27 protein-coding genes are annotated in these 24505 nt (G+C 69.3%); 20 read left to right on the forward strand and 7 right to left on the reverse strand.

The features are described from left to right. Nucleotides 1-29: 29 nt before the first annotated feature. From ACSMFO_RS34255 to ACSMFO_RS34300, 10 genes are all read left to right on the forward strand, one after another. On the forward strand, nucleotides 30-401 hold the full coding sequence (locus ACSMFO_RS34255; RefSeq protein WP_436461856.1) for a hypothetical protein: 372 nt from the start codon (nucleotides 30-32) through the stop codon (nucleotides 399-401). A gap of 164 nt (nucleotides 402-565) precedes the next feature. Beyond that, nucleotides 566-2263: a sodium:solute symporter family protein gene (locus ACSMFO_RS34260; RefSeq protein ID WP_037342516.1), complete on the forward strand. Its 1698-nt coding sequence runs from the start codon at nucleotides 566-568 to the stop codon at nucleotides 2261-2263. A gap of 10 nt (nucleotides 2264-2273) precedes the next feature. Further along, complete coding sequence (locus ACSMFO_RS34265) at nucleotides 2274-2537, forward strand: hypothetical protein (RefSeq protein WP_038508976.1); 264 nt, start codon at nucleotides 2274-2276, stop codon at nucleotides 2535-2537. 47 nt (nucleotides 2538-2584) lie between these two features. Then, nucleotides 2585-3586 (forward strand): DUF3558 domain-containing protein, encoded by a 1002-nt coding sequence (locus ACSMFO_RS34270; RefSeq protein ID WP_436461857.1) that lies wholly within the window; start codon nucleotides 2585-2587, stop codon nucleotides 3584-3586. A 68-nt stretch (nucleotides 3587-3654) separates the two neighbouring features. Further along, on the forward strand, nucleotides 3655-4656 hold the full coding sequence (gene dhaK / locus ACSMFO_RS34275) for a dihydroxyacetone kinase subunit DhaK (RefSeq protein WP_436461858.1): 1002 nt from the start codon (nucleotides 3655-3657) through the stop codon (nucleotides 4654-4656). Then, a complete protein-coding gene (dhaL, locus tag ACSMFO_RS34280) occupies nucleotides 4656-5279 on the forward strand; it encodes a dihydroxyacetone kinase subunit DhaL (RefSeq protein WP_037341462.1) in 624 nt (207 codons plus the stop codon). The genes dhaK and dhaL overlap by 1 nt, the downstream gene beginning before the upstream one ends. Beyond that, nucleotides 5276-5950 (forward strand): dihydroxyacetone kinase phosphoryl donor subunit DhaM, encoded by a 675-nt coding sequence (gene dhaM / locus ACSMFO_RS34285; protein ID WP_037341464.1) that lies wholly within the window; start codon nucleotides 5276-5278, stop codon nucleotides 5948-5950. Before dhaL ends, dhaM begins: the two co-directional genes overlap by 4 nt. A gap of 356 nt (nucleotides 5951-6306) precedes the next feature. After that, nucleotides 6307-8082 carry a 3-hydroxyacyl-CoA dehydrogenase family protein gene (locus tag ACSMFO_RS34290; protein WP_436461859.1) on the forward strand — a complete coding sequence of 592 codons (1776 nt, stop codon included), beginning with the start codon at nucleotides 6307-6309 and terminating at the stop codon, nucleotides 8080-8082. 10 nt (nucleotides 8083-8092) lie between these two features. Beyond that, complete coding sequence (locus ACSMFO_RS34295; protein WP_436461860.1) at nucleotides 8093-8452, forward strand: hypothetical protein; 360 nt, start codon at nucleotides 8093-8095, stop codon at nucleotides 8450-8452. A 10-nt stretch (nucleotides 8453-8462) separates the two neighbouring features. After that, a complete protein-coding gene (locus tag ACSMFO_RS34300) occupies nucleotides 8463-9296 on the forward strand; it encodes a hypothetical protein (protein ID WP_436461861.1) in 834 nt (277 codons plus the stop codon). Here ACSMFO_RS34300 and ACSMFO_RS34305 read toward each other — a convergent pair whose 3' ends face one another. Continuing rightward, nucleotides 9297-9770, reverse strand: coding sequence for an Lrp/AsnC family transcriptional regulator (locus tag ACSMFO_RS34305; RefSeq protein WP_016336815.1), 474 nt, complete (start codon nucleotides 9768-9770; stop codon nucleotides 9297-9299). Between the two features lie 59 nt (nucleotides 9771-9829). Here ACSMFO_RS34305 and ACSMFO_RS34310 point away from each other — a divergent pair, with 59 nt between their 5' ends. Continuing rightward, nucleotides 9830-10948, forward strand: coding sequence for a trans-sulfuration enzyme family protein (locus tag ACSMFO_RS34310; protein WP_436461862.1), 1119 nt, complete (start codon nucleotides 9830-9832; stop codon nucleotides 10946-10948). A 235-nt stretch (nucleotides 10949-11183) separates the two neighbouring features. Further along, the gene (locus ACSMFO_RS34315; RefSeq protein ID WP_038508993.1) at nucleotides 11184-11567 is read left to right on the forward strand and encodes a DUF6401 family natural product biosynthesis protein; all 384 of its coding nucleotides are present in this window, start codon (nucleotides 11184-11186) and stop codon (nucleotides 11565-11567) included. A 34-nt stretch (nucleotides 11568-11601) separates the two neighbouring features. Here ACSMFO_RS34315 and ACSMFO_RS34320 read toward each other — a convergent pair whose 3' ends face one another. Together ACSMFO_RS34320 and ACSMFO_RS34325 are read right to left on the reverse strand one after the other, a co-directional pair. Next, the gene (locus ACSMFO_RS34320) at nucleotides 11602-12522 is read right to left on the reverse strand and encodes a mechanosensitive ion channel family protein (protein WP_436461863.1); all 921 of its coding nucleotides are present in this window, start codon (nucleotides 12520-12522) and stop codon (nucleotides 11602-11604) included. 98 nt (nucleotides 12523-12620) lie between these two features. Continuing rightward, a complete protein-coding gene (locus tag ACSMFO_RS34325) occupies nucleotides 12621-12833 on the reverse strand; it encodes an FmdB family zinc ribbon protein (RefSeq protein ID WP_038508997.1) in 213 nt (70 codons plus the stop codon). 50 nt (nucleotides 12834-12883) lie between these two features. Here ACSMFO_RS34325 and ACSMFO_RS34330 point away from each other — a divergent pair, with 50 nt between their 5' ends. Further along, on the forward strand, nucleotides 12884-14008 hold the full coding sequence (locus ACSMFO_RS34330) for an alkaline phosphatase family protein (protein WP_436461864.1): 1125 nt from the start codon (nucleotides 12884-12886) through the stop codon (nucleotides 14006-14008). Here ACSMFO_RS34330 and ACSMFO_RS34335 read toward each other — a convergent pair. After that, entirely contained in the window at nucleotides 14005-15129 is a 1125-nt protein-coding gene (locus ACSMFO_RS34335) for a serine hydrolase domain-containing protein (RefSeq protein ID WP_436461865.1), read from the reverse strand. The genes ACSMFO_RS34330 and ACSMFO_RS34335 overlap by 4 nt on opposite strands. Before the next feature lie 58 nt (nucleotides 15130-15187). Next, nucleotides 15188-15751, reverse strand: a complete 564-nt coding sequence (locus ACSMFO_RS34340; RefSeq protein WP_436461904.1) for a class I SAM-dependent methyltransferase — start codon at nucleotides 15749-15751, stop codon at nucleotides 15188-15190. A gap of 51 nt (nucleotides 15752-15802) precedes the next feature. On the opposite strand from ACSMFO_RS34340, the gene ACSMFO_RS34345 reads away from it, so the two are divergent. Together ACSMFO_RS34345 and ACSMFO_RS34350 are read left to right on the forward strand one after the other, a co-directional pair. Next, nucleotides 15803-16555 (forward strand): AraC family transcriptional regulator, encoded by a 753-nt coding sequence (locus ACSMFO_RS34345; RefSeq protein WP_436461866.1) that lies wholly within the window; start codon nucleotides 15803-15805, stop codon nucleotides 16553-16555. A gap of 169 nt (nucleotides 16556-16724) precedes the next feature. Further along, nucleotides 16725-17012: a hypothetical protein gene (locus ACSMFO_RS34350; RefSeq protein ID WP_436461867.1), complete on the forward strand. Its 288-nt coding sequence runs from the start codon at nucleotides 16725-16727 to the stop codon at nucleotides 17010-17012. Between the two features lie 18 nt (nucleotides 17013-17030). Here the strand turns inward: ACSMFO_RS34350 and ACSMFO_RS34355 are convergent, their stop codons facing one another. Continuing rightward, on the reverse strand, nucleotides 17031-17531 hold the full coding sequence (locus tag ACSMFO_RS34355; protein WP_436461868.1) for a GNAT family N-acetyltransferase: 501 nt from the start codon (nucleotides 17529-17531) through the stop codon (nucleotides 17031-17033). Between the two features lie 40 nt (nucleotides 17532-17571). On the opposite strand from ACSMFO_RS34355, the gene ACSMFO_RS34360 reads away from it, so the two are divergent. Then, nucleotides 17572-18309, forward strand: a complete 738-nt coding sequence (locus tag ACSMFO_RS34360; protein WP_395860412.1) for an alpha/beta fold hydrolase — start codon at nucleotides 17572-17574, stop codon at nucleotides 18307-18309. A gap of 112 nt (nucleotides 18310-18421) precedes the next feature. After that, the gene (locus tag ACSMFO_RS34365) at nucleotides 18422-19630 is read left to right on the forward strand and encodes a glycosyltransferase (RefSeq protein ID WP_436461869.1); all 1209 of its coding nucleotides are present in this window, start codon (nucleotides 18422-18424) and stop codon (nucleotides 19628-19630) included. Nucleotides 19631-19676: 46 nt separating this feature from the next. Here ACSMFO_RS34365 and ACSMFO_RS34370 read toward each other — a convergent pair whose 3' ends face one another. Next, the gene (locus ACSMFO_RS34370) at nucleotides 19677-20516 is read right to left on the reverse strand and encodes a phosphotransferase (protein ID WP_436461870.1); all 840 of its coding nucleotides are present in this window, start codon (nucleotides 20514-20516) and stop codon (nucleotides 19677-19679) included. Between the two features lie 135 nt (nucleotides 20517-20651). Here ACSMFO_RS34370 and ctaD point away from each other — a divergent pair, with 135 nt between their 5' ends. From ctaD to ACSMFO_RS34385, 3 genes are all read left to right on the forward strand, one after another. After that, nucleotides 20652-22430 (forward strand): aa3-type cytochrome oxidase subunit I, encoded by a 1779-nt coding sequence (gene ctaD, locus ACSMFO_RS34375; protein ID WP_038509006.1) that lies wholly within the window; start codon nucleotides 20652-20654, stop codon nucleotides 22428-22430. A gap of 88 nt (nucleotides 22431-22518) precedes the next feature. Next, the gene (serB, locus tag ACSMFO_RS34380; protein ID WP_005165636.1) at nucleotides 22519-23748 is read left to right on the forward strand and encodes a phosphoserine phosphatase SerB; all 1230 of its coding nucleotides are present in this window, start codon (nucleotides 22519-22521) and stop codon (nucleotides 23746-23748) included. Then, nucleotides 23745-24503 (forward strand): peptidyl-tRNA hydrolase, encoded by a 759-nt coding sequence (locus tag ACSMFO_RS34385; RefSeq protein ID WP_436461871.1) that lies wholly within the window; start codon nucleotides 23745-23747, stop codon nucleotides 24501-24503. Before serB ends, ACSMFO_RS34385 begins: the two co-directional genes overlap by 4 nt. Nucleotides 24504-24505 lie beyond the last annotated feature (2 nt).

Genomic DNA, 24505 nt, shown 5'->3' on the forward strand with positions numbered 1-24505 from the left:
GGGAACACGACCGGAAAGGCGGCCGACCCATGCGCAATCTGCCCACCGAAAGGGTTCCGCGCCGGTGGCGCGGAGCCGCACTGAGCACGCTGGTCTTCCTCGCCGTCGTCGTGGCGTGCTCCGAGACGGGGTCCGACACCGGGCCGCGCTTCGACGACGAGACCACCGAGGGCGTCGTGACCGAATTGACCTGTATGAAGCATCAGCCGCGGGCGCCGGGTCCCCGCTACACCGACGACTCGATCCGGCGCACCGACGAGGCCCTCGCCCTGCTTCGCTACTACACCGCGAACGGGGCCAAACCGTACTGCGACGGCGGCGACGTCACCGACATCGATCGCCAATGGATCGACGTGTACCTCGCGCTGGGCGCGGACGAGGAAAAGGTGAAACGTCCCTGACGCCACCTCGACCGGACAGGAATTGTCAAGAATCGCCCTGAAACAGACACTTCAGGGCAGTGGCCGGCCACCCACACTGCCGTTGCTGAATCCATGCAGTATGGTCCGCGATTGACGCGATACCGGCGTTTCTCGTGGACATTTTCACTATGGAGGTGGGTCGGTTGCACGTGCTGGCCGATGCGAACCTGCGGCTCGACGCAAGTCCGATCGACTACGTCCTGCTCGCCTTCTATTTCGCGCTGGTGCTCGGCATCGGGTACATGGCGCGGAGGTCGGTCTCGAGCAGCCTCGACTTCTTCCTCTCGGGCCGGTCACTGCCCGCCTGGGTCACCGGTCTCGCCTTCATTTCGGCGAACCTCGGCGCGGTCGAGATCATGGGCATGTCGGCCAACGGTGTGCTGTACGGCCTGCCGACCGTGCACTACTTCTGGATCGGCGCGATCCCGGCGATGCTGTTCCTCGGCATCGTGATGATGCCGTTCTACTACGGCTCGAAGGTCCGCAGTGTCCCGGAGTTCATGCTCCGCCGGTTCGGCAAACCCGCCCACCTGGTCAACGGCATCAGCTTCGCGAGCGCGCAGATCCTCATCGCGGGCGCGAACCTGTTCCTGCTCGCCAGCGTGGTGAACCTCCTGCTCGGCTGGCCGCTGTGGGTGTCGATCATCGTCGCGGCCGCCGTCGTGCTCTCCTACACCGCGCTCGGCGGCCTTTCCGCCGCGATCTACAACGAGGTCCTGCAGTTCTTCGTGATCGTCGCGGCGCTGCTGCCGCTGACCATCGTCGGCCTGGTCAAGGTCGGCGGCTGGCAGGGCCTGGTCGACAAGGTCACCGCGAGCCCCGGCGGCGACGCGCAGCTGCACTCGTGGCCGGGTGACAACCTCACCGGCTTCGGCAACAGCTTCCTGTCGATCCTCGGTCTCGTCTTCGGTCTCGGTTTCGTGCTGTCCTTCGGCTACTGGACCACGAACTTCGTCGAGGTCCAGCGCGCGATGGCGTCGAAGAGCATGTCGGCCGCGCGGCGGACGCCGATCATCGGCGCGTTCCCGAAGATGCTGGTCCCGTTCATCGTGATCATCCCCGGCATGATCGCCGCGGTCACCGTTTCCGAGTACGTCCAGGACAAGCAGGTCCTGCTCGACGGCGGCGACGCGCCGAGCGGCGTGACCGCGAACAACGCCATCCTGCTGCTCATGCGCGACCTGCTGCCCAACGGCATGCTCGGCGTCGCGCTCGCCGGTCTGCTCGCCTCGTTCATGGCCGGGATGGCCGCGAACCTGAGCTCGTTCAACACCGTGTTCACCTACGACATCTGGCAGTCGTACGTGAAGAAGAACGAGTCGGACGGCTACTACCTCCGGCTCGGCCGCCTGGTCACCGCCATCGGCACCGTGCTCGCCATCGGCACCGCGTTCATCGCGTCGAACTCCGGGAACATCCTGACCTACCTGCAGGACCTGTTCTCCTTCTTCAACGCGCCGCTGTTCGCCACCTTCATCCTCGGCATGTTCTGGAAGCGGATGACGCCGACCGCGGGCTGGGTCGGCCTGGTATCCGGTACCGCCTCGGCGATCACCGTGTGGCTGCTGTCGCAGGCCGGGGTCCTCGGGCTCACCGGGCAGGGCATCAGCTTCGTGGCCGCGGGTACGGCCTTCGTCGTGGACATCGCGGTCAGCGTCGCGGTCTCGCTCGCCACCGCGCCGAAGCCGGAGGCCCAGCTGGTCGGCCTCGTCTACTCCCTCACCCCGAAGGAGTCGCTGAAGCACGACGAGACGGGCGACGACGCGGGCTGGTACCGCAAGCCGGGCCTGCTCGCGGGCATCGTGCTGATCCTGACCATCGCGCTCAACATCATCTTCTAGGAGGCCGGAGATGGCTGCTTCGCAAGCTCCCAAGAAGGCCGGCGTCTTCGACATCCGGCTGATCATCGCCCTGCTCATCGGCGGTTACGGGCTGGTGCTCACGATCATGGGCATCGGCTTCACCACCGAGGAGGAGCTGGCCAAGGCCGCCGACGTCAACATCAACCTGTGGGCGGGTATCGGCATGCTGGTGTTCGCGGCGTTGTTCATGCTCTGGGCGAAGCTGCGGCCCATCGTGGTGCCGCCGAGCACCGACGGCGAGAGCGGCGAATAGCCGGGTTGTCCGGACAGCGGCGAGGGGCTCCGGCTACCGTGCATCTCGTGCTGCTCAACGCTCGACGTCGCCGGATCGCGTCCGTGCTGGCCCTGGTCGCCGCACTGGGCGTGCTCTCGGCCTGCGGTCAGAACCTCGGCAAGTCCAACTTCGCCCGCACCACCGTCGCCGCCGAACCCGGCTCCGGTTCCGGTTCGGTGCCCGACGGGGACATCAACGATCCGGCGGTCACCCCCGCGGTGCTGCGCACGATCGACCCGTGCGGCCTGGTGAACAAGGAAGTGATGAGCGGCCTCGGCACGCCGGAGGACCCGACGTCGAATCTCACCTCGTTCGGCACCTGCCGGGCGAAGGCCGTCGACGCCGGAGGCAAGGCCCTCACGGTCAGGGTCGAGATCGGCGCGTCGACCTTCTCCTCGATCAACGGCGTCACCGTTTCGGCGGTCGACGGGCTGCCGCAGATCGAGCGGAAGGACAAGGACGGGAAGAGCTGCGACGTCGGCATCATGACCCTGCGCAAGCCCGAGCGCGGGATCAGCTTCTCGGTCACCTACGACGGCGGCGACCCGTGCGCGACAGGGCGTGCGGTGGCCGCGAAGGCCGTGAAGAGCCTGCACGCGTCACCGGCGAAGTACCCGGCCGCCGCGGGCACGCTCACCGCGGTCGACCCGTGCACCGCCGCCGACACCGCCGTCCTCAACGAGGTGGTGCCGCACGGCGCGGCCGAGCTGACCTCCTTCCACTCCTGCGACTGGACACCGGGCTCCAACCCGCGGATCTCGATCAACTTCCGCAAGGGCCTTCCGCCGGAGGAACGCGACGGGACCAAGAAGGTCGACCTCGACGGCGTCGCCGGGTACCAGAAGTTCGGCAGCGGCAACGCCGCCGAGTGCAAGATCGAATGGCAGCACAAGCCGTGGGTCGATGACGATGTCGAGATCGTCAGCGTGATCTACAAGAACTACGACGAGAAGCCTGAGGAAGCGGTGTCGTGCGGGAAGGCCGCGAAGATCGCCAAATCGGTGATCTCCAAGCTGCCGAAGCCCTGACGCTGGCGGCATCCGGCCGGGAGAGGTAGGAAGGGGGCACCCCACCCGCCGACGGCCGGAGGCCACCCTTGAAGAAGATCATCAACGACCCGAAGACGGTGGTCGCGGAATCGTTGCGCGGACTCGCCGCGGCGCACGCGCACGTCCTGCGCGTGGAGGACGACCCGGCGATCGTGGTACGCGTGGACGCGCCGGTGGCCGGCAAGGTCGCGGTGATCTCCGGCGGCGGTTCCGGGCACGAGCCGCTGCACGGCGGCTTCGTCGGGCAGGGCATGCTCGCCGCCGCCGTCCCGGGCGCCGTGTTCACGTCGCCGACGCCGGACGCCGTGGAAGCCGCGGTCAAGGCGACGACCGGGGACGCGGGCGCGCTGCTGATCGTGAAGAACTACACCGGCGACGTGCTCAACTTCGAGACCGCCGGGGAACTCGCCGCCGCCGAAGGGCTGGACGTGCGCAGCGTGGTCATCGACGACGACGTCGCGGTCAAGGACTCCACCTACACGGCCGGCCGTCGCGGCGTCGGCGGCACGGTGCTGCTGGAGAAGATCACCGGCGCCGCGGCCGAACGGGGCGACACGCTCGACGCGGTGGAGGCCTTGGCACGCAAGGTGATCGGCCAGGTGCGGTCGATCGGCGTCGCGCTCACCGCGCCGACCGTACCGCACGCGGGTGAGCCGAGTTTCGACCTCGCCGACGACGAGATCGAGTTCGGCATCGGCATCCACGGCGAGCCCGGTATCGAGCGCACCGCCGTGACGACGGCCGACGAACTCGTCGCGCGCATGGTCGAAGCGGTGGTCACGGACCTGCCCTTCGCCGAGGGCGACAAGGTCCTGCTGTTCACGAACTCGATGGGCGGGACCCCGCTGGTCGAGCTGTACCTCGCCCACGGGATCGCCGAGCGGCTGCTGGCCGAGCGTGGGATCGTGGTCGAACGGCGGCTGGTGGGGCCGTACATCACCAGCCTCGAGATGCAGGGGATGAGCCTGACGTTGCTGAAACTGGACGACGAGCTGACCGAGTTGTGGGACGCGCCGGTGAACACCCCGGCCCTGAGGTGGGGAGTCTGATGGCCTGCACCGCCGAGACGCTCGCCGCCGCCTTGCGGGCGGCGGCCGCGGTGATCGCCGAGCATCGCGCCGAACTGGTCGACCTCGACCGCGCGATCGGCGACGCCGACCACGGCGAGAACATGGACCGGGGCTTCACCGCCATCGTGTCCGCTTTGGACTCCGCCACGCCCGAGACCCCCGCCGCGGTCGCGAAGCTCGCCGCCACGACGCTGATCTCGAAGGTCGGCGGCGCGGCGGGCCCGTTGTACGGCACGGCTTTCCTGCGCGCGTCGGTCAAACTGGGCGACGCGGCCGAAGTGGACGGTCCGCTGCTGGTCGAGGCCCTGCGCGCGGCGCTCGAAGGAGTGCAGGCGCGCGGCAAGGCCGTCGGGGGAGACGCGACCATGGTCGACGCCCTGATCCCCGCCGTCTCCGCCGCCGAGGAGGCCGTCGGCGACGGCGTCGCGGCGATCCTGTCCGCGGCCGCCGACGCCGCGGACAAGGGCGCCGAGTCCACTGTGGACCTCGTCCCGCGCAAGGGCCGGGCGTCGTACCTCGGCGAGCGGGCGAAGGGGCATATGGATCCCGGGGCCCGTTCGACGGCGCTGCTGCTGCGCGCGTTCGCGGAGGCCGCCAAGTGAGCGTCGGAATCGTGCTCGTCTCCCACAGCGCCAAGCTCGCCGAAGGACTCGCGGAGCTCGCCGCGCAGATGGCGCCGGACGTCACCATCGCGGCGGCGGGCGGCCTGGCCGACGGCGGAATCGGAACGGACTACGACGAGGTCGTCGCCGCGACGCAGCGCGCCGATTCGGGATCGGGTGTCGTCCTGCTGTACGACCTGGGCAGCGCGCAGATGACCGCGGAGCTGGCGGTCGAATCGCTCGCCGACCCGTCGGCCGCGGTCGTCGTGGACGCGCCGCTGGTCGAAGGCGCGATCGCCGCCGCCGTCGCGGCGCAGGGCGGGGCGGACCGCAAGGCCGTCGCCGAAGCGGCCGCCTCGGCGGGCGCACCGCCGGACCTGACGTTCGACGAAGGCGCGCAGGACGGCGAGAGCAGCGTCGAACTCACGTTGCGGAACGACGTCGGGCTGCACGCGCGGCCGGCCGCGGTACTGGTGCGCAGTATCGCGGGGCTGGACGCGCAGGTCACCGTGCGGCTGGGCGACGAGACCGCGGACGCCAACAGCGTGCTCGCGCTGATGGCGCTCGGCGCGCGCCAAGGCGACCGGATCGAGGTCCGCGCGAAGGGCGCGCAGGCCGACGAAGCGCTCACCAAGGTCAAGGATCTGGTGGAGCAGAATTTCGGCGAGTGAGCTGAGGGCGTCGAGGCCTTCACGGACGCCCCAAGTACATGAAGGCCCCCTTCCTTGCGTCTAGCGCGGTGAAGGGGGCCTTCATGTACTTGGCTCCCGCCGGAGGCGGAACTTCGGCGAGTGAGGTGAGGCCTTCACGGACTTGAGGGCCCTCGCTGGCGGATCATCGGCGCCCGACATCGGCCGGCTGGTAGCAAAGGTCCCTTGATCCGGCCATCGGCGCCGGAGGAAAGCGTCCTTCAGCCCTCGTCCGCGAGTGACACTTACTCGATTCGGAGGGTGACAGCCGCTGCTTTCCGCGCCCCGGCATGGCACGATCGGAGAAACTACCAGCGAGTAACCTCCGGAGGCCGGTTGTGGCGCGGGAAATCTCGAGTGTGGGAGTCATCGGTCTCGGCACCATGGGTGCCGGGATCGCCGAGGTGCTCGCGCGGAGCGGCGTATCCGTCGTCGCGGTGGAGATCGACGACGACGGCGTCCACCGCGGACGGGGTCATCTGGAGCATTCGACCGAACGGGCGGTGTCCGGCGGCAAACTCGACGCCGACGGCCGGAGCGCGCTCCTGGACCGGATCCGGTACACCACGTCGCTGGCGGAATTGTCCGATGTGGACCTGGTGATCGAGGCGATCCCGGAGAACCTCGAAGCGAAATCCGACGTGTTCGCGCAGCTGGACAAGATCACCGGTCCGGACACGATCTTCGTCTCGAACACCTCTTCGCTGTCGATCACCGAGATCGGCGTGCACACCGCGCGGCCGGGCAAGGTCGTCGGGATGCACTTCTTCAACCCGGCGCCGATCCTCAAACTGGTCGAGGTCGTCCGCACCGTCGTCACCGAGCCCGACGTGGTCACCGACGTCGTCGCGTTCGCCGAGCGGCTCGGCAAGACCCCGGTGGTGATCGGCGACCGCGCCGGGTTCATCGCAAACGCCCTGCTCTTCGGGTATCTCAACCACGCCGTGCGGATGTACGAGCAGCGCTACGCCACCCGCGAGGACCTCGACGCGGCGATGCGGTTCGGCTGCGGATATCCCATGGGGCCCTTGGCTTTGCTCGACCTCATCGGGCTGGACACCGCGTACGAGATCCTCGACACGATGTACCACCAGTCGCGCAACCGGCTGCACGCGCCGGCGCCGCTGCTCAAGCAGATGATCACCGCCGGGCTGCTCGGCCGGAAGACGGGCCGGGGTTTCTACACCTACGACGAGCCCGATTCGCCGACGGTGACCGACGCCGTGACGGCGTCCACAGTGGACACGGCGACGGCGCGCGAAGTGCGCAAGGTCGGCGTCGTCGGGACCGGGACCATGGCGACGGGCATCGTCGAGGTGTTCGCGAAACGCGGCTACGAGGTCATCCTGCGCGCCCGGAGCGCGGAGAAGGCCGCGGCGTCGGTCGCGCGGGTCAAGAAGTCGCTGGACAAGGCCGTCGTCAAGGGCAAGCTGTCCGAAGAGGACGCCGTCGCCGCGCTCGGCCGGATCTCGCCGGCGGTGGAGTTCGAAGAACTGGCCGACGTCGACCTCGTCGTCGAGGCGGTGGCCGAAGACCTGGCCGTCAAGCAGGCCGTCTTCGCCGCGCTCGACGACGTCGTGAAGCCGGGCGCGGTCCTGGCGACCACCACGTCCTCGCTGCCGGTCATCGAATGCGCGGCCGCCACCTCGCGGCCTTCCGACGTGGTCGGCGTGCACTTCTTCAACCCGGCGCCGGTGATGAAACTCGTCGAGGTCGTCTCCACCATCGCGACCGCTCCCGACGTGATCGCGACCGTCGACGCCGTCTGCGCGGCCGTGGGCAAGCACCCCGTGCATTGCGGCGACCGGGCCGGGTTCATCGTCAACGCGCTGCTGTTCCCGTACCTGAACGACGCGGTGAAGATGCTCGAAGCGCACTACGCGGAGGCCGACGACATCGACACCGCGATGAAGGTGGGCTGCGGGCTGCCGATGGGCCCGTTCGAACTGCTCGACGTCGTCGGGCTGGACGTTTCGCTGGCGATCCAGCGGACGCTGTACAACGAGTTCCGCGAAGAGGGCTTCGCGCCGGCGCCGTTGCTGGAGCACCTCGTGACCGCCGGTCGGCTCGGCCGCAAGACCGGGAAGGGGTTCAAGGACTACTCGGCGCGGTAACTTGGATGCCATGCCGGTTTCCGCGGGGGTCAGGAAACGGATCAAGGAACTCCTCGATCCGGACGACGAGATCCATTACGTGTTCCCAGCCGACGTCTTCGGCAGCACCAACCCCGGAGTGTTCTTCGCGGTGACACGCAAGACGATCACGATCCTGACCGCCGGGTACCTGAGCCGGAAGATGCCGAAACGCGTCGTCGCGACGACGTTGCGGAACCATCGGATCGGGCCGGTCGACACCTCGACCGTCCCGTGGTTCAAGTTCAACGGCGTCGACTACGAGATCGACGACGAGTACATCTCCGTCGTGCACGCCGCGGATGCCGAGATCATGCGGGGAAAACCTGAAGATCCGCTGCCGGACCTCTAAGCTCCCGGGAGTGCGTCAGCTCACATACGACGGGGTGCCCATCCCCGGCCTGAACGACCTGGTCCGGACGGCCATCCGGCTGCATCCCGCGCCGGGAGTGCCCCGTCCGGACGAAAGCCACTTCGGCGGCCCGCTGCTCTGGCCGTCGGACGAGCCATGGCCGGAGTGCCCGGTGACCTGGCCGCCGGACCCCGACGCGTCCGACGACGCGTGGCCGGGTGGGCATCCGCTCGACGAGCCGGTCCCGGCGATGGTCGGCGCGGCGCAGTTCTTCCGCGACGACTTCCCGGAGCTGCCCTTCCCGGAGGGCACCGACGTCCTGCAGATCCTGTTCTGCCCGCTGGAACACGACAACCCGTACCACCGCGGCCCCGCCGTCCGGCTGGTGTGGCGCGATTCCGGCGAGGTGGGGGACATCGCGGAGCCGCCGCCCGCACCCGAGGACGCCCAGGACGCCTACCTGCCGGAACCCTGCGTCTTCGAACCGTGCTCGATCGACGAGCTGCCGCGCCTCTGCGACTTCCCGCCGGAGACCCGCGCCGCGCTCGGCATCCCCGAAGGCGCGAGCGAAGACCCGGAGGGCTGGCCTGAACTCGACCACTACGCGAAGATCGGCGGCTGGACGGCCTGGCACGCGGCCGGTCGCGTCGACCTGGACTGCCGGGAATGCGGTGCCGAGCTGAGACAGACGCTCGCGCTGGCCACGGAGGAGCACGAGGTCGGCTGCGGCTGCGGGGTCGACGACGACGAACCGGCGTGCTGGGCGTTCGGCGACCGGGGAGTGCTGAACATCTTCACCTGCCCCACCGATCCGCGGCATCCGTTCAAGGTCCGGATCGCCTGATCAGCCGGGTGGTAGCAAAGGTCCCCCGCTCCAGTGCTGGAAGACGAGGTTCGTGTGCACCCTGGCGACCTCGTCGCGGGCGGTCAGTTCGTCGAGCACCAGCCGTTGCAGCTCGGTCGCCGAGGCGGTGGCGACATGCGCGAGGAAGTCGTCCGGGCCGGTCAGGTGATAGACGGCGCGGACCTCAGGCAGCGCCAGCAGATGCTCGACGAACGAATCGACCAGTGCGCGCCGGTGCGGGCGGACCTGCACGAACAGGAGCGCTTCGAGCGGGCGGCCGAGTTTGGCCGCGTCCACCTCGGCGCGCTGGCCGATGATCACTCCGAGCTCGCGCAGCCGGTTGACGCGGTCGAGACAGGTCGAGGGCGCGACGCCCACTTCGGCCGCCAGATCCTTGTTCGAGATCCGGGCGTCGTTCTGCAAGAGCCGCAGAATTCGAAGATCAACCGTGCTCAGTTCGACGGAATCCGACATCAGCGAATGATATCCGAGGATATTGCGGCCGATCCGGAGAAAATCGCACCATCTGGGGTATGACCGCAACGCTGCGCACCCGAGCCGTCCACGCCGGCCGTGACGATCTCACGGACCTCGGCGTCCACGCCGCTCCGCTCGACCTGTCCACGACCTACCCGTCGCGGGACAGCGTCGAGGAGGCGGGCCGCATCGACGAATTCGCCGCCTCGGGCTCGCTGTCCGGACTCCCGGTCTACGGGCGGCTGAGCAACCCCACCGTCGAGCGTTTCGAGAAGGCGCTGGCCGAACTCGAAGGGCTCGAAGACGCCGTCGCGTTCGCCACCGGCATGGCCGCGGTTTCGGCCTCGCTGCTCGCCGCCGTCGCCCAGGGCAAGCGGCACGTCGTCGCCGTCCGGCCGGTCTACGGCTGCACCGACCACATGCTCACGTCCGGGCTGCTCGGGACCGAGGTGACCTGGGCCGATCCGGAGGACGTCGCCTCGGCGCTGCGTCCTGACACCGGGCTGGTGCTGCTCGAAACCCCCGCGAACCCGACCCTGCGCGAGGTCGACATCGCCGAGATCGTGCACGCCGCGGGCGAGGTCCCGGTGCTGGTCGACAACACCTTCGCGACCCCCGTGCTCCAGCGGCCGGGACGGCACGGCGCCCGGTTCGTCCTGCACAGCGCGACCAAGTTCCTCGGCGGGCACGGCGACGTCATGGGCGGCGTGGTGGCTTGCGGCGCCGAAGACGCGGGGATGCTGCGGCAGATCCGCTTCGCCACCGGAGGCGTGCTGCACCCGCTCGCCGGGTACATGCTGCTTCGCGGCCTCTCGACCCTTCCGCTGCGCGTCAACGCCGCGTCCGCGACGGCCGCCGAACTCGTCGATCGGCTTCGCGGCCACGCGAACGTGAGCGCCGTGCACTACCCGGCCATCGGTGGTCCGCTGATCGCGTTCGAGGTCGACGGCGATCCGCACGCGCTCATCGGCGCGGTCCGGCTGATCACCCCGGCCGTCAGCCTCGGGAGCGTGGATTCGCTCATCCAGCATCCCGCCTCGATCAGCCACCGGATCGTCGCCGAGGACGACCGGCGCGGCGCGGGGGTCACCGACCGGCTCATCCGCATGTCGGTGGGGCTGGAGGACGTCGAAGACCTGTGGCACGACCTCGATCAAGCACTCAAAGCTTGCTGAGTGCTTGGTGGTGAACCCGCGTCCGCGATCGACGTCGGCAGGGCGCCGCCATGTCATCCACCTCACGGACGTGGATAAGGCGCCCTGCCACCGCGATAGCGGGGCCTTCGGCCGGGCGGGTTCACGCGTCTGGTCGGCTTCCGGATCAAATCTCAGCTCCGCCATCAGGCGCCGAGTTCTGCGATCGTCATCACCGGGATGTCGACAAATCGTCCGGCCTGGCTAACCTGGTCGGGTGAAAGATCTGGTCTCGTCCTGGGTGGAATCTTCGGCTCGTAGCACGCTTTCCCGGCTGCACCAGCAGATCGGTGTGGCCGGGCTCGCCGCCGCGGCGGCCGTGCCCGCGCTGTCCGCCGTCTTCGATCAGCACTCCGCCGCGGTGCGCGACATCCTCGCGGTCGGGGTCGAAGGCTCGGCGGCGGTGGCCGGGGTCGTCCTGCTCGCCGGCTACACGCGCGGGCTGCTCGACGAGGCGAAGGCCAAGGGCTGGACGTTCCGTGCTCCGGCCGATCTGACCGCGTGGACCACCAGCGACTGGTTGACCGCGCGGCTGGTCGGCGTGTGTTCGCTGGCCGCCTCGATGGACGACCGGCGGACCCAGCCGACCGGGAACGGGTAGGGCGGTCGGACGCCCCACCCGCTCCCGTGGAAGGTCAGCGGTACTCCGGCGGAGGGGGCATGTTTCCACCGGGGGGCCGCTGGCCGGGATCCTGATGCTGCGGCACCTGACCCTGGCTGGGCGGGAACTGCTGGTGCTGCGTCGGCGCGTTCGGGTTCACGGCGTGATGCCCGGCGGACACCGGCTGGTTGACCGTCGTCCGCTCCGTCGGCACCTCACCCGAGCGGCCCGCGTCCTCGCGACCGCGCTGGTAGGCCTCGGCCTGCGCCTTCGCGGCGGGGATCTCCGCCTCGGCCCGGCCGAGCCAGGTCTCCCAGCGCTGCTGCATCGGCTTGATGAGACCACCGCCGACACCGACGACGGCGACACCGCCGACCGTGGCGAGCACGGCGATCAGCACCGGCATCGTGACCGCGGTGGCCACGCCGATCTGGTTCAGCGCGGCGATCGCGCCGAGGCCCCAGATGAACACCGAGGCGATGGTGGCGAGCACCTTGCCGTAGGAGACACCGCCGAGGGCGTTCCCGATCAGATCCTTGACCGCCTTGGCGACCGCGCCGGCGATCACCACGATGACGATCGCGACGATGGCACGCGGCAGCCACGCGACGATGTCGTTGAGCAGCGCGCTCACCGGGTTCGGGCCGAACACGCCGAACGCGAACTGCAGGGCGATCAGCAGGATCGCGTAATAGACGATCTTGCTGATGATGCCCGACGCGTCGAACTGGCTACGCGCGAGCATCTGTTTGAAGCCCCCGCGCTCGAGGAGCCGGTTGAAGCCGACCTTCTCGAGCACCATGCTCACGGCCTTCGAGAGCGCCTTGGCGATCAGCCAGCCGATGAACAGGATGACCAGGAACGCGAGCAGTTTCGGGACGAAGGTGGCGACCGAACTCCAGGCGCTCGACACGCCTTGACCGAAGTCGACGGCCGCCAGTGCTGATGTGGCCACTGGACTTTCTCCCTTCCCACCACTGGAGCTTCCAGACTGGTGGGAAGGGGGTACCCGCCATTCGGGCGATCACACGTTACGCCACCCGAACGGGTGGGTCAGCTGCAGCAGCCCCCGCCGCAACAACCGCCTCCACCTGCGGGAACAGGGGCCGGACCGGAAGCGGACCCGGTCAGCGCGACGGTCGTCAGCAGCTTGACGGTGTCCTGGTGGCCCTCGGGGCACGGCGCGGGCGCACCGGACTCGCTCATCGGCCGCAGCAGTTCGAAGGTTCCGGCGCATTCGCGGCAGCGGTAGGCGTAGGTCGGCATTCCGGCATTATCCCATCTCCTTCCGGCCGCCGGGATGGCAAGCTGGCCGGGTGGAACTGCCTGTCGCGGCGCACGTGCCGCATCTCGGCCAAGTCGTCCCGTCCGTGCTTTCCGCCCTCGGCGCCGAGGGGTTCGCCAATTCGCTGAGCCTGGCGGAGGCGTCCAGCGCCTGTGTCCTGCTCATCGACGGTCTCGGCTGGGAGCTGCTGGCCGAGCACCCCACCGACGCGCCGGTGCTCACCCAGCTGGCGAAGTCGCCGCTGCGGGTCGGTTTCCCGGCGACGACGGCGGCCGGTCTCGGCGCGATCGGCACCGGCCTGGCGTCGGGGGAACACGGCCTGGTCGGGTACAGCTTCGAGGTGCCGGGCACCGGCGTCCTGAACGCGCTGCGCTGGAGCAGCCACGTGGACGGCGGCGATCTCCGCGGGGCGTTGCCGCCGCGCGAGGTGCAGCCGCTGCCGACGACGTTCGAGCGCGCGGCCGCCGCCGGGATCACGACCAGCGTGGTGTCCTCGGCGAAGTTCGCCGACACCGCGCTCACCCGGGCGACGCAGTCCGGCGCGCGCTATGTGGGCGTCCACGCGCTCGGTGACCTGGCCGCCTGCGTCCTGCACTGCCTCGAAGCGAGGCCCGCGTTCTGCTGGGGCTATCACAGCGAACTCGACATGCTGGGCCACATCTACGGACCGGGTTCGGCGCCGTGGCGGATGCAGCTGCGGCACGTCGACAGGCTGGTCGAGTCCCTTGTGGACGGCCTGCCGCCCGGCGCGCTCCTCGCCGTCGTGGCCGACCACGGCATGGTGACCGTCGAAGGCGCGCTCGACATCGACGAGACACCCGCGCTGCTCGGCGGCGTCCGGGCCATCGGGGGCGAGGTCCGGGCGCGGCACGTCTACAGCGAAGCGGGCGCGGAGGCCGACGTCCTGGCGGCCTGGCGCGAGGTGATCGGAGACCGGGCGTGGATCCTCCCGCGCGACGAGGCCGTCGAGGCGGGCTGGTTCGGGCCGGTCTCCGATCGGGTCCGCCCGCGTATCGGCGACGTGGTCGTGGCGGCGAAGGGACGCTTCGGGCTCGTGCGAGAACTGGCGGAGGCCGTCGAGTCCTCCTTGGTCGGGCAGCACGGCTCGCTCACGCCGGCCGAGCAACTCGTCCCGTTGGTCCTCGCGCGCGGCTAGCCGCAGAACTCGGCGAACATCGCGCGGAGCACGGCCGAGCGCGCGGTTTCGGAGGTCAGGTTCGTGGTGACGCCGACCGTGATCTGCCTGGCGCCGTCGGAGGTCCGCATGCTCCAGGTGTTGTAGCCGGGCACGGAACCGTTGAAGCCCCAAGCCTCCGGCGCGGCGCAGCCCTGCGGGAGCCGGAGCCGCATGACGCCGAGGCCCGAGTCCACCGCGGGAACGCCGCTGGGCACGGTCTTGCGCATCTCGGCCAGCTGCGCCGCGGGGAAGAGCCGTCCGGTGAACACGGCGCCATAGAACCGGTTCAGATCGTCGGCGGTGGAGATCAGGTTCCCGGAACCCCAGAACCGCGACATCTCGTAGTCGGTGACGTCGGTCAGCGGCGCGTCGGGACCGTACAGCCGTTCGTAACCCCGGGCGGCCGCGTGATGGACGTAGGGATAGCGGTACGGGAGGGAGCTGTCCCGCATTCCCGCCTTGTCGAGAACCCGGCGCTGCAGCACGGAATTCAGCTCGTCACCGGTGAGCTTTTCGACGAGTTTCCCGAGCACGGCGTAATTGGTGTTGGAGTACACCATGCCCTGGCCGGGTGGGAAGGCCAGCGGTTTGCCCTCGGTCCCCAGCCGGATGGTCTCGTCCGGTGACTGGTGCCGCCAACGGGTCGTGTCGATCTCCGGGAGGCTGTTCCACCGGTCGGTCGCCGGGATCCCGCTGGTGTGCTGCAGCAACTGGCGCACGGTGATCGGCTCGGTGTACGGCAGAAGCCCGGGAAGGCGGTCCTGGACGCGGTCGTCGAGGCCGACTTCGCCCTCACCGGCCAGTTGCAGGACGGCGGTGGCGACCACGCTCTTGGTGATGCTGCCCGCCCGGAAACGGCCGCGTGGGTCCGGCGCGCCGCCCGTCGTGACGTCGCCGACGCCGCTCCGGCCGTACCAGCCGCCGTCCTGGTCGAGCACCGCGGCGTACGCGCCGGGCGCACCGGCGGCGACGGCGTCGTCCAGCGCCTTTTGCAGCCCTGCCCTGGCGGGGGCGGCGACGGACTGACCGGCCGCGAGTGTTCCGGAGAACAAGGCGGTGCCGGCGGCGATCGCCGCCAAACCGCGAAACAGACGATTCATGCTTCTGACGCTAGGAGGCGCCTGTCGCCGGGACAGCCCCTATAAACCCCTTAGCCGGTCAGACGGGCTTCCGTGCCGAGAACTTCACGCTCCGCTTCGGCACGTGGTCGACCTTGATGTCGGTGAACCCGGTGTCGGTGAGCCGGGGCCAGAGCGAGACCGGGTCGAGCGCGTTCATCGTGTCTCCGAGATGGAGGAGGCGGAACGGCGCGTTCGCCAGGCTGTCGATCGCGCGCAGGACGCCGCCGGGGCGGAGCACACGGAACGCTTCGGCGAAGATCGAGTCCTGCAACAACGTCGTCGGCACGTGGTGCAGCATCGTGAAGCAGACGACCGCGGAGAACTCGCCGTCCTCGAAGGGCATCGCCGCCCCGTCGCCCTGGACGATCCGCACGCGGCCGTCGAATTCCCGTTTGAGGAGGTCCGCCGACGCCTCGTCGATCTCGACGGCGGTGAGCCGGGGGACGAGCCCGACGAGCGCGCGTGTGGTCGCGCCGAAGCCGGGGCCGATCTCCAGGACGGAGTCACCCAGGTCGAAGCCGGCGACGTTGCCCGGCATCTCGGCGGCGACGGCCTTCGCCCACAGCGTGGAACTGCAGAGTTTGCGGTGCACCAGGTTCATCGGCATGCGTTCGAAGCTAACGGTGACCGATAAGCGATAGGCTGCCAACCGATGTCGAATATCGGACTCCTGCCGCCGATGTCCACGGCTATGGTGCTCGGCGAGATGGACCTGCCCGCGGGCACCTGGCTCCCGTGGCACGAACACGATGGCCACCAGCTCGCCTGGGCGGCGCGGGGGATCCTGAGCGTGAACGTCGGCGAGCGGTACTGGGTGCTGCCGCCGACGCGGGCGCTCTGGATCCCGGCCGGGGTCGTCCACCGGACCGGTGCCACCGCGCAGACCGTGTTGCGGGGGATCTACGCCGCCCGGGACCGATGCCCGGTGCACTGGCCCGAACCGACGCTCGTCGCCGTCCGCCCGTTGCTGCGCGAACTGCTGGAGCACCTCGGCGCGGCCGACTTCGGTGACGACGCGCGCCGCCGGGCCGAGGCGGTCGCGTTCGACCTGCTCGAACCGGTGGACGTCGTGCCGATCACCGTGCCGATGCCGTCCGACGAACGTGCGCTGGCCGTCGCGCGGGCGGTGATCGCCGATCCTTCGGACCGCCGCGCCCTCGCCGATTTCGTCCAGCACGCGGGCGCGAGCGAACGCACCCTCGCGCGGCTGTTCCTCACCGAGTGCCGCACGACGTTCGGCGCGTGGCGGGTCCAAGCGCGCCTGCGCGCGTCATTGCCGCTGCTGGCCGAGGGCATGCCGCTGACCGCGGTCTCCCGCCGGATCGGCTACTCGTCGCCGAGCGCTTTCGTCGCCGCCTTCCGCCGCGCGGTCGGTGTGACGCCGGGCGCCTACTTCGACGGCTGACCTTCGCGTGTTCCGCCTGCGATCACGCATGATCCGGCTTCAGTCACGCATGATCGGCCGGACGTCACGCGTGATCCGGCGGACGACACGCGTGACGGAAGGCGGACCGGGTGTGACCCTGCGCGCCTACGTCGGCGGCCGGCCGGGCTCGCCGTATACCGTTTCGGGCGTGCCACGACGTAACCGGCCCGAACGCGGTGGGCGCCCCGACCTCGGCGCGTCGACCGGCTGGGCGCGCTCCGAAACCGCCTCCGACGGCGAATGGCTGGTGCGCACCGTGCCCGGCGCGCAGGCCACCAAGGACTACCGCTGTCCCGGTTGCGACCACGAGATCCGGCAGGGGACCCCGCATCTGGTCGCCTGGCCCGCCGACGACACCGGAGGCATCGCCGACCGCCGCCATTGGCACAAGGCGTGCTGGGGCGCGCGGTCCCGGCGAAGGCCAGGTCGTTGGTGACTCGGCCGCTGGTGAGCTTCAGCGCCGCAGGTGCAAGGAAGGTTCTCCCGCGAATTCCTCCTCCGTGTGGATCTTGAAACCGAGCCGCTCGGCGACCCGGATGGACGGTTCGTTGGACGCCATGATGTTGGCGATCACCGGGACGTCGGGGATCTCCCGCTCGGCCCATTCGACGACGGCGGCCGCCATCTCCGTCGCGTAGCCCTTGCCCCAGGTGAACGGCCAGAAGCGGTACGCGAGGTTCAGCACGCGCTCGCCGTTCCATTCGTGATACCGGACGCCGCCGAAACCGAGGATCGTCTCCGGATCGTCCGAAGCGGACACCGTGAGATAACCGAACCCGTTCTCGGCCCACTGCTTCAGCCAGGCGTCGTACAGCTCGTTCGCACCCTCGACGGTGTGCGGCTCCGGGTTGAACCTGTTCGTCTCCGGATCGGCCTGCAGCGCGACGATGTTCTCGCGGTCCGCCTCGCGCAGCCTCCGCAGCAGCAGCCTCTCCGTCTTGATCTCTGTCAGCACGGATCTGACGGTAGCGTCAGGGTGCGACAGAATTATCGCCATGAACGATCTGCCGCTGGTACTGCTGCACGCCTTCCCCGTCGACGCCCGCATGTGGGACGCGGTCCGTGCGCCGCTCTCGGAACGCCTGCGGCTGATCACCCCCGACCAGCGCGGTCTCGGCCGCAGCCCGCTGCCGGAAACGGACCGGGAGCCGGATCTGGACGACGCCGCCCGCGACGTGGTCGCGCTGCTCGACCGGCTGGAACTCGACAAGGTCGTCCTCGGCGGCTGCTCGATGGGCGGCTACCTGACGATGGCGGTGCTGCGCCTCGCGCCGGAACGCGTGGGCGGGCTCGTGTTCATCGACACGAAGGCGACCGCCGACACCCCCGAGGCAGCGCAAGCCCGGCACGATGTCGCGGCCCGGGTCGAAGCGGAGGGCGCCGGCTGGATGCCCGAAGCGGTCACACCCGGATTGCTCGCGGAGAAGGCGCGCCCGGAAGTGGTCGAACGGCTTCGAGAACTGATCACGACGCAGCCGCCGTCGGGGATCGCGTGGGCGGCGCGCGCGATGGCGGCCCGGCCCGATTCGCTCGAAACGCTGCGTTCGGCGGACGTGCCCGCGCTGGTCGTGGTCGGCGAAGAGGACGGCCTGACCCCGTTGGAAGCGGCGAACACCCTGGTGGAAACGCTGCCGGACGCGACATTGGTGGTGCTGCCGGAGGCGGGACATCTGACGCCGCTGGAGGATCCGGCCGGAGTCGTCGAAGCGATCTTGGGCTGGTATCCCGCGTAAGAAAAGGTTCCCCTCGCCCCTTCAAAGGTATAGCGGACCCTGGGGCTTGCGGCAAGCCCCCATTCCCGGTCCACAATTCGTGCCTTCACGTTTTTGCCGAAGGGGGATTCCCATGCGTGTACTCCTGTCCACTATCGGGACGAGGGGTGAGGTGCAGCCGTTGGTGGCACTGGCGGTGCGATTGCGGGAACTGGGCCAGGAAGTCCGGCTTTGCGCGCCGCCGGATTTCCGTGAGTGGGCCGAAGGTCTCGGGATTTCCTTCGCGCCGTTGGGGCCGGAACTGCGGTCGACGGCGAAGCCGGATTCCGCGATGACCAAGGCGATGGCCACGCCGGAAGGGCGGCGCGCGATGGCCGAGGCCATGGTGGTGAACCAGTTCGAGACGATGCCGGACGTGGCCGAGGGCTGCGACGCCGTCGTCGCGGGAATGGCCTTGAACATCGCCGCCCATTCGGTGGCCGAGCGAAAAGGGATTCCGTATTTCTTCACCGCTTACTGCCCGATAACGCTGCCTTCACTGCACCATCGTCCGCCCGTTTTCCCGGGATGGGCGCCGAAGAATCCCGACGCCGACATCCCGGCGTTGTGGGCCGACGACGCGGAACGGTGGAACGCGCAATGGGGCGACGTGCTCGACGCGCAGCGGAAACTGCTGGGCCTGCCGCCGGTCGAAGACGTGCGCGGGCACATCTTCACCGAGCGCCCTTGGCTGGCCGCCGATCCGGTGCTGGCGCCGTGGCGGGGCCCGTCGGCGCTGGACGTCCACCAGACCGGTGCCTGGCTGCTGCCGGATCACAGCCCGTTGTCGCCGGAACTGGAGGCGTTCCTCGACGACGGGGAACCGCCGGTCTACTTCGGATTCGGGAGCATCCGAGCCCCGGAGGAGATCGCGAAGGCGATGATCGAGGCGGCGAGGGCGCACGGACGGCGGGCGATCGTGTTCCGGGGCTGGACCGGACTGGCGCTGATCGACGACGAACCCGACTGCATCGCGATCGGGGACGTCAACCAGCAGGCGCTGTTCCCGCGGGTCGCGGCCGTCGTGCATCACGGCGGTGCCGGCACGACCACGGCGGCGACCCGGGCCGGGGTGCCGCAGGTGCTGGTGCCGCAGATGTTCGACCAGCCGTACTTCGCTCAGCGTGTGCGGGATCTCGGGGTGGGGACGTCGATCACGGGGGAGCCCTCGGTCGAAGCGCTGACGCTCGCTTTGGGCGAGGTGCTTTGTCCCGAAGTCGCCTCGCGGGCCCGGCAGGTCGGCGGCGAGGTGCGGACGGACGGTGTCGATGTGGCGGCTCAGCTCCTGATTTCCGGCGTTTAGTCCTCTCGATGCGGTACTTGCGCGTGCAACGACCGCATTCAGAGGACTAAACGCGGGAGGAGAAGTAGCGCTCCAGGGCGGCTTCGGCCTCAGGGAGCCGTTCGGGGAACCGCTGCGCGATCACGAACCGCCACGGCACTTCGAACAACCGCCGCAACGCGATGAACGGCTCCAGCGACGAAGGCGCCACGTCCGCCGGGTACGCGTCCAGAGTCGCGCGCCCGGCCTCCGCGTAGAGCACGCCGAGGTCCCAGCCCAGCGGCCCTCGCCAGGTGTCCTCGAAGTCGAGCCAGCACGGCCCGGCCGCGGTCGCGACGACGTTCCCCCGATGGGCGTCTCCGTGCAGCGGCCGGGCCTCGCCGTCCGGAAGCGCCGCCGCGACCCGTTCGAGTTCGTCGTACAACCGGGGCGCCGCGCCGCCCATGACGGCGCCGTGCCGGTCGAGCACCGTCCGGAGTTCGCGGACGGGCCCGAGTTCGGGCAGTTCACCGGGGTAGTCCGCGAGCGCGTCGTGCACCCGGGCGAGGGAAAGCGCCACCTCGCGCGGCGACAGCGTGTGGCCCGGCTCGTGCGGCGTGTAGTGCCAGAGAGTGACCGGCAGTCCGTCGGCGAAATGCGGTCCTGCCGGGGGATCCGTGGTCGGTGAGACGACGAGCACATCACGTTCCGTGAGGTGCCTCGACAGCTCGACGTCGCGCGCGAGCCAGTCCTCGGGCGACGACCGGGCGAGCCGGGTCGTGCCGGGCACCCGTGCCACCACCGGACCCAGCCTCACCAGCACGTTCGACTTGAAATGCAGGACATCGGGGCTGCCCGTCGGCAGCCCGTACCGGTCACCGACGGCGAGCGCCGCGGCCACTCCCGCACGCGTGTGTTCGTCGGTCACGGCCCGATCTTGCCAGCCGGTGCGCGCGACTGTCGGTAGTGAGGGCTACGATCCCCACTAGCCGCCGGATTGGGTCCCGAACCCGCCCGGCGACCGCAAATTGACCACCACAAGGTTTGAGTGTTGGAGGCAGGAGTGACGGCCGTAGCCCCCAAGCCGATCGCCACGCGCCCGTATCCCGCGCGCGAGTCGGTTAAGGGTTCGTACCTGCTGCGGTTGTTCCGCACGACGGACCACAAGCAAATCGGCATCATGTACCTGGTCACGTCGTTCGCCTTCTTCATGGTGGGCGGCGCGATGGCGATGCTGATCCGCTCCGAGCTGGCGCGTCCCGGGCAGCAGTTCCTTTCGCAGGAGCAGTACAACCAGCTGTTCACCATGCACGGCACGATCATGCTGCTGCTGTACGCGACGCCGATCCTGTTCGGCTTCGCGAACTTCATCCTGCCGCTGCAGATCGGTTCGCCCGACGTCGCGTTCCCCCGGCTGAACGCGTTCTCGTACTGGCTGTACCTGTTCGGCGGCCTGATCGTGATGTCCGGCTTCCTGACCCCGGGTGGCGCCGCCGACTTCGGCTGGTTCGCCTACACCCCGCTGTCGGACGCCATCCACTCGCCCGGCGTCGGCGCCGACCTGTGGATCTCCGGTCTGGTCGTGTCCGGTCTCGGCACCATCCTCGGTGGCGTCAACATGATCACCACGGTGATCTGCCTGCGCGCCCCCGGTATGACGATGTACCGGATGCCGATCTTCACCTGGAACATCCTGGTCACCAGCATCCTGATCCTGCTGGCGTTCCCGATCCTGACCGCGGCCCTGATGGGCCTGCTGGCGGACCGGCATCTCGGGGCGCACGTGTTCGACCCCGCGAACGGTGGCGTGATCCTCTGGCAACACCTGTTCTGGTTCTTCGGCCATCCAGAGGTCTATATCGTCGCGCTACCGTTCTTCGGGATCGTGTCGGAGATCTTCCCGGTCTTCAGCCGCAAGCCGATCTTCGGTTACAAGGGCCTGGTCTGGGCGACGCTGGCGATCGCCGCGCTGTCGGTGGCCGTGTGGGCGCACCACATGTACGCGACCGGCGCCGTGTTGCTGCCGTTCTTCTCCTTCATGACCTTCCTGATCGCGGTCCCGACCGGCGTGAAGTTCTTCAACTGGATCGGCACGATGTGGAAGGGCCAGCTGTCCTTCGAGACGCCGATGATCTTCTCGATGGGCTTCATCGTCACGTTCCTCTTCGGCGGTCTGACCGGCATCATGCTGGCCGCGCCGGCGATCGACTTCCACGTGTCCGACAGCTACTTCGTCGTCGCGCACTTCCACTACGTGCTCTACGGCACGATCGTGTTCGCCACGTTCGCCGGGATCTACTTCTGGTTCCCGAAGATCACCGGCCGCATGATGGACGAGAAGCTCGGCAAGTGGCACTTCTGGACCACGTTCATCGGCTTCCACGCCACGTTCCTGGTGCAGCACTGGCTCGGCGCCGAAGGCATGCCGCGCCGGTACGCGGACTACCTGCAGTCCGACGGGTTCACGACGCTGAACACGATCTCCACGATCGGCGCGTACATCCTCGGTGCCTCGACGCTGCCGTTCATCTGGAACGTCTTCAAGAGCTACCGGTACGGCGAGATCGTCACGGTGGACGACCCGTGGGGCTACGGCAACTCGCTCGAATGGGCGACGTCCTGCCCGCCGCCGCGGCACAACTTCACCGAGCTGCCGCGGATCCGGTCCGAGCGTCCGGCGTTCGAGCTGCACTACCCGCACATGATGGAGCGCATCCACAAGGAGGGTGAGATCGGCTTCTTCGGGAAGCAGAAGGTCAACACCCACCGGGCGCCGTCCCAGGTGCTCACCGAGGCGGCCATGCCGGGTGACCACTCCGAGGACAACTCCAGCGAGAAGTGACCCGATAAGCGGAAACGGCGCGTGCCTTGCCTCACACAGGGGCAAGGCACGCGCCTTTTTCATGCCTGGCTGAGGGAGACTGACCTTCGTGACGCAGACACCAGTTCTCATCACCACCACCGGACCCGACAAGCCGGGTGTGTCCTCGGTGCTGTTCGCCGTGCTGTCGCGCCATGACGTGGACGTCCTGGACGTCGAGCAGGTCGTCATCCGCGGCCAGCTGGTGCTCGGCGTGCTCGCCGGGGTCTACCGCGACCCCGAAGGCCTGCAGGAGTACGTCGAGCAGGCGATGGCGTCGGTCGGGATGCAGGTCGAGGTGAAGATCGGCTCGGCCATCGGCGCCGACCCGTTCGCCATCGGCCAGAAGGACTCGACGCATGTCCTGCTGATGCTCGGCCGCCCGGTGACCGCGCGCGCCTTCTCCGACGTCGCGCGCAGGCTCGCCGCGCTGGACGTCAACATCGACTCGATCCGCAGCGTCGCCGACTACCCGGTGACCGGGCTGGAGCTGTACGCCTCGCTCGCCCAGGACACCCCGGAGGCCGACGCCGCGCTGCGCACCGCGCTCGCCGACGCCGCCGTCGAGGCCGGGATCGACATCTCGGTCGAGCGGGCCGGGCTCGCCCGCCGCGCCAAGCGCCTGGTCGTCTTCGACGTCGATTCCACGCTCATCCAGGGCGAGGTCATCGAGATGCTCGGCGCGCACGCCGGGGTCGAACCGCAGGTCCGCGAGATCACCGAGGCCGCGATGCGCGGCGAGCTGAACTTCGGCGAGTCCTTGGAGCGCCGTGTCGCGCTGCTGGAAGGGCTGCCGGAGACGGTGCTGGACGAGGTCGCCGCGTCCATCGAGCTCACCCCGGGCGCGCGCACGACCATCCGCACGCTGAAGCGGATGGGCTTCCGCTGCGGCGTCGTCTCGGGCGGGTTCACCAAGATCATCCAGTCCCTCGTGGACGACCTCGGCCTCGATTTCGCCGCCGCGAACGAACTCGAAGTGGTCGACGGCAAGCTCACCGGCCGGGTGGTCGGGGAGGTCGTCGACCGCGCGGGCAAGGCGAAGGCGCTTCGTCGCTTCGCCGACGAGTACGAGATCTCGCTGCAGCAGTGCGTCGCGGTCGGTGACGGGGCGAACGACATCGACATGCTGTCGGTCGCCGGGATGGGTGTCGCCTTCAACGCCAAGCCCGCGCTGCGCGAGGTCGCCGACACCGCGCTTTCCCACCCGTACCTCGACGCCGTGCTGTTCCTGCTCGGCGTCACCAGGGCCGAGATCGAGGCGGCCGACGCGGCCGACGGTCTCGAGCTTTCCCGGCCATGAGCGTGCTGGAGCCGCTGGCCGCGCGCTACGCCCATTGGCTCGGCCTCCCCGCGGAAAGCACGGTGGACACCTCCGACGAGGATCCCGCCGAGGTCCGCGCCATGCCGGTGATCCTGCGGATGGAACGGGCCGAACCGCCGTCGCGGACCGCGTTGCTGGAGGCCGCCGCGGCGGCCGCGGTCGCGGTCTGTCTCGACGAACGCGCGCTGCCGGGAGGCGACTGGCACGACCCGCTCAAGGCGTGGGTCGACGGCCGGATCCGCAAGGTCGCCCGGCGGGCGCGCGGCGCGCACTGGCAGGCGGTCCAGGAACTGCCGGGCATCACGATCGAGGTCGACGGCGCCGAGGCGCGGGCGTTGCTGCCCGGCCGGGTCGTGGAGTCCCCGAAAGAGGTCTCGCGGCTGCAGATCTCCGGCAGCGAACTCCCCGCCGACGAGCCGGGGCCCGCGCCCGAGGGCCTTCCGCGGTTGCTGCTGAACCCCGAGGTCTCGATGACCGTCGGCAAGGGCGCCGCCCAGGTCGGGCACGCGACGATGATCCTGGCGTCGGTGCTGGACGAAGCCGAACTGGCCGCGTGGGCCGCGACCGGGTTCCGGTGTTCGGTGCGGACTCCGCCGGTCGCGACCTGGAAGGCACTCTGCCCGGTCGAGGATCCCGAAGGTTCGTGGCGTCGTGACGGGGTCGTCGCGGTCCGGGACGCCGGGTTCACCGAAGTAGATCCCGGAACCGTCACGGTCATAGCCCAAAGGGCTTAGCC

The organism is Amycolatopsis sp. w19 (genome assembly GCF_051373225.1).
In the GTDB taxonomy this organism is placed as follows: Bacteria; Actinomycetota; Actinomycetes; order Mycobacteriales; family Pseudonocardiaceae; genus Amycolatopsis; species Amycolatopsis japonica.

Coding starts and splice junctions, on each gene's coding strand:
- ACSMFO_RS34265 (WP_038508976.1), top strand. CDS start 2,274: ATGGCTGCTTCGCAAGCTCCCAAGAAGGCCGGCGTCTTCGACATCCGG.
- ACSMFO_RS34295 (WP_436461860.1), top strand. CDS start 8,093: ATGCCGGTTTCCGCGGGGGTCAGGAAACGGATCAAGGAACTCCTCGAT.
- dhaL (WP_037341462.1), top strand. CDS start 4,656: ATGGCCTGCACCGCCGAGACGCTCGCCGCCGCCTTGCGGGCGGCGGCC.
- ACSMFO_RS34310 (WP_436461862.1), top strand. CDS start 9,830: ATGACCGCAACGCTGCGCACCCGAGCCGTCCACGCCGGCCGTGACGAT.
- ACSMFO_RS34385 (WP_436461871.1), top strand. CDS start 23,745: ATGAGCGTGCTGGAGCCGCTGGCCGCGCGCTACGCCCATTGGCTCGGC.
- ACSMFO_RS34325 (WP_038508997.1), bottom strand. CDS start 12,833: ATGCCGACCTACGCCTACCGCTGCCGCGAATGCGCCGGAACCTTCGAA.
- ACSMFO_RS34255 (WP_436461856.1), top strand. CDS start 30: ATGCGCAATCTGCCCACCGAAAGGGTTCCGCGCCGGTGGCGCGGAGCC.
- ACSMFO_RS34305 (WP_016336815.1), bottom strand. CDS start 9,770: ATGTCGGATTCCGTCGAACTGAGCACGGTTGATCTTCGAATTCTGCGG.
- ACSMFO_RS34340 (WP_436461904.1), bottom strand. CDS start 15,751: ATGAACCTGGTGCACCGCAAACTCTGCAGTTCCACGCTGTGGGCGAAG.
- ACSMFO_RS34345 (WP_436461866.1), top strand. CDS start 15,803: ATGTCGAATATCGGACTCCTGCCGCCGATGTCCACGGCTATGGTGCTC.
- ACSMFO_RS34365 (WP_436461869.1), top strand. CDS start 18,422: ATGCGTGTACTCCTGTCCACTATCGGGACGAGGGGTGAGGTGCAGCCG.
- ACSMFO_RS34335 (WP_436461865.1), bottom strand. CDS start 15,129: ATGAATCGTCTGTTTCGCGGTTTGGCGGCGATCGCCGCCGGCACCGCC.
- ACSMFO_RS34360 (WP_395860412.1), top strand. CDS start 17,572: ATGAACGATCTGCCGCTGGTACTGCTGCACGCCTTCCCCGTCGACGCC.